We start from the raw sequence: 3,731 nt of genomic DNA on the forward strand, positions 1-3,731 counted from the left end.
CTTCCGAATATTATTTTTCTATCCGTAGAAAAATATAAATTATTATTTGCTCTTATTCCATAATAACGAATATTTTTTATAATTTTGTCGATATGAGGCATCATATTTAATCCATTATTATCAACATCAAAACTATATAAAACACCGTTAACGGAAATAACATTTAAACTTCGCTTATTGTTATTATCAACTCCAACAAAAGGGGTTAAAAAAGTAGCAGATTTTAGTTTCTTAGGGTCTTTTCCATCATTTAAATCAGCTACAAACTTTACTTTCCCTGTTTCAGGATTAAATGCTGCTATTTGTCTTGCATTATTTGTTACAAATAGACTATTACCAATTAAAGACATTGATTGAATATCCTCAGCATTTACCTGCCAAATAACGCTACCGGTTGCTATATTCAGCTTAATAAGCTTACCAAGACCGGTTGCTATATATAAATTCATATTATCATGAACAGGGGTACATAAAATACTTGATTCGTCAAAATTCGGTATAGCTGTACGATCGTTAAGATTTGTAAACTCAAAATTCCATCTTACTTCACCGTTTTTTATATTTAAGGCAAGTACTTGACCAGAATTATAAGTCACTATTACATTGTCATGTTGTACTATCGGCGTCATAAAATAACTAGCCGATAAAACTTCCGCAAGGCTTTCATGCTCCCATACGGTTTTTAAAGTTTCTGCATTTAAAGCAATTGTTTGATTACTGATAGTTTGCACTAAGACAGTATTATCATTTAACATAACAGGCTTAATTCTGATAATATCCGGAAGTTCTTTTCTAATTATTTCATAACCTGATTTTGCATCTAGTACTACGAGCAATCTTGAACCGTATGTTACGTATAATTTTCCGTTATTATGTAAAATTCCGCCGCCTATATAATTATCTTTCTTATTTCTACTTAAATTATAAGACCAAATAACCTTATTTTTCTCTATAGAAAATGCAGAAATATTTGATCTAATATCCAATGCATAAATCATATCGCCGATAAAAATCGGCTCAGTAATTGTTTTGCTTCTAGCGAAACTATACTGTTTATTCTTAAGCATATTTACATTAAATGAATATATATTTGCACTAGAATCTAAATATATAGACTCATTAGTTTGCAGTGATAATTTAGGAGTCAGTTCAACAATATTTTTTACCCTTTTAGGTCCAAGCCCGTTACATGAAATTAAAATAAACGGTAATAACAGAAGTGCTATTTTTTTTGTCATATTTTTCCTTAAGTATGAATTATTATTTATTTAAATTTACAAGCAATGCCCAAGGCGCTGTTAACGAAATAGTTTTAAAACTAATTAAATTCTTTTTTACTGCAAATTATAAGATTTTTTTAAAATAGGATTAACTATTTCTTCAAAAATCTTATTAATTTTCGTTAAAAAATCTCTTTAATTATCCATTAAAACTATTTCGTTAACAGTGCCTTAGCCTGATCTTTTAACAAATCAGATACATTATTTGAAATTAATAAATTTTTTAGATTTTTTTCTGCTTGCGGTTTCATATTATTCTTAATATCCCACATAGCTTTCATAATAGTTGCCGTAGCCCAAAAAGGTTTTTTCTCGTTATCAAAATAATTTAAATATTTTGTCAGTTTTTCTTTATCTTGAATATCTAGATTTTGATTATCAATAACAAGACCACACCATGAAATACGTGCATAAGAAGTAGAAATTTCAGAATATTCTTTATTTTCAATAATTTTATTAAGCAGGTCTTTCGCTTCTGAATATTTTTTTTCCGAAATCTTTATAGCTACTTGTTCTAATGCAGCTATTTCTTTTATTCTAGTATTACTAGTAGTAACTAAATTCTCTAAAGTATTAAAAGCTAATTCTTCATTATCTTTTGTTGTTTCCAAACTAACGGTTTTAACAAGAACATCTCCGTTTTTTTGGTTATTTTTAACTCTTTTATCTTTATTATTATTATTAACAACCATTATAGTAATAGCTATTATAGAAATAATTATTATTACAGGTAAAAGTTTTTTGAAAAAAATTAACCTTTTTTCTTCATTTTGATCACTCAATACTTCATCTAAAATATCAGTCATATTTTATTATTTTTATTTATTTTTACAGCCAAATTTGATCTTAGCATCTTCTGCCATTTTCTTGGATGCGACAGTTCTATTAGTTGGAAATTCCTTATCAAGCTTAGCAAGCATATTACAAGCTTCTGCTGTCTTTTTTAGTTCACCTAAAGAAAGTGCTAACTTCAATAACCCATCGGAAGATTTTGCCCCTTTCGGTGCTTCTTTATAGCCTTTTAAATAGTTAACAGCTGCTCCGTTATAATCTTTTTGTTTAAAAAAACATTCCCCGTACCAAAAATAAGCATTACTAATTAGCGAGCTGTTAGGATATTTTTGGATAAAATTTTTAAATTTATCTTTTGCTTCAGTAAGCTTATTATCTTTATAATCAGCTAGAGCCAAATCATAAGCTTGCTTATCGGGAGCTATATCTTTATTAACCGCAACGGTTTTTTTGGGAGTAGCATCCGGCATATCTTTAAGCAAAGCTACATCAAAAATATCTTGTTTTTTTGAATCGCTAACTTCTAAAACTTCCGTATTTTCTTCTTGATTTGGAATATTTGAGTTTTGCGTTAACATATCAACTTTATGCTGCAAAATCTCAACTTTACCGATTAACCTTCTAATTTCTTGCTCCTGCTCATCTAGCCTATTTTCAAAATCATTATTTGCTGCATATTTTAAAGGCTTTCCTTTAATAGTTTCGCTTTCTCCAAAAGAAAACATGGAAAATAAAAAAGTAAATAATAGGATAATCAGTTTCATATATTTTTTAAATTTGTAATGTTTCTTATAATACCGAAAATTTTTTAATATTCCACACAATTTTTTAAGTATTGGCTAGAAAGAGTTGATAATCTAAAAAGCTTACGTCATTGCGAGGAAATTATAAAATAATTGACGAAGCAATCTCAGGATGCTTGACAAGATTGCCACGTCGCTTCGCTCCTCGCAATGACAATATCTACCCTTTCTAGGCAATGCAATTTTTTATATTTCAATACTACCGTCATATTTAAAAGTTATTGTTATGGTGGTACCTTCATTTATCTTACTTTGCAAATCAAATTTACCGTTCATAAGTTCAACCAGCTTTTTAGTAAGCGGCAACCCAAGACCAGTACCCTCATATTTTCGACTAAGCTCACTATCAATTTGACCGAACGCCGATAAAGTTTTTGGTATATCTTTTTCCTCAATACCGATGCCGGTATCTATAACTTTTATATATACTAATTTTGCTAACTCATCTTTTTCAAGTGCAATAGTAACACTTCCTCCGGAATTTGTAAATTTCGCAGCATTTGATAAAAGATTTAAGAATACTTGTTTTAGCCTTTTTGGATCAGCCTTTATAACAACATGCTCTCTCGGTAATCTACTAATTAAAGCCACTTCGGCTTGATCGGCACGAGGCTTAACAAGTATCAGCGAAGAACTAATTAATTTATTTAAATCAAGATCTATACTATCTACTTTTAATTTATCGGCAGAAGCTTTAGAAAGATCTAAAATATCATTAATCATACTAAGCAAATGTTTACCGGCATCATTTATATCTTTAATATAATTTTTACTTTTTTCTGCATCCTTTTCTGACATAAGAATTTCCGAAAAGCCTATTATAGCATTAAGTGGTGTACGCAACTCATGACTAATA

Annotated in this window: 4 protein-coding genes; all 4 read right to left on the bottom strand. The window is 29.2% G+C overall.

What is annotated here, in order from left to right; genetic code table 11:
• Positions 1-1,238: outer membrane protein assembly factor BamB (locus AC1Z7D_RS06425; RefSeq protein ID WP_482602979.1), on the bottom strand; the 1,238-nt coding region annotated here is incomplete at its 3' end.
• Between the two features lie 194 nt (positions 1,239-1,432).
• On the bottom strand, positions 1,433-2,086 hold the full coding sequence (locus AC1Z7D_RS06430; protein ID WP_482602981.1) for a DUF2659 family protein: 654 nt from the start codon (positions 2,084-2,086) through the stop codon (positions 1,433-1,435).
• Positions 2,087-2,098: 12 nt separating this feature from the next.
• On the bottom strand, positions 2,099-2,836 hold the full coding sequence (ybgF, locus tag AC1Z7D_RS06435; protein WP_482602983.1) for a tol-pal system protein YbgF: 738 nt from the start codon (positions 2,834-2,836) through the stop codon (positions 2,099-2,101).
• Positions 2,837-3,061: 225 nt separating this feature from the next.
• On the bottom strand, positions 3,062-3,731 hold a 670-nt coding region (locus AC1Z7D_RS06440; protein WP_482602985.1), incomplete at its 5' end, for a sensor histidine kinase.

The organism is Rickettsia sp. (assembly GCF_965035265.1).

Coding starts and splice junctions, on each gene's coding strand:
- AC1Z7D_RS06430 (WP_482602981.1), bottom strand. CDS start 2,086: ATGACTGATATTTTAGATGAAGTATTGAGTGATCAAAATGAAGAAAAA.
- ybgF (WP_482602983.1), bottom strand. CDS start 2,836: ATGAAACTGATTATCCTATTATTTACTTTTTTATTTTCCATGTTTTCT.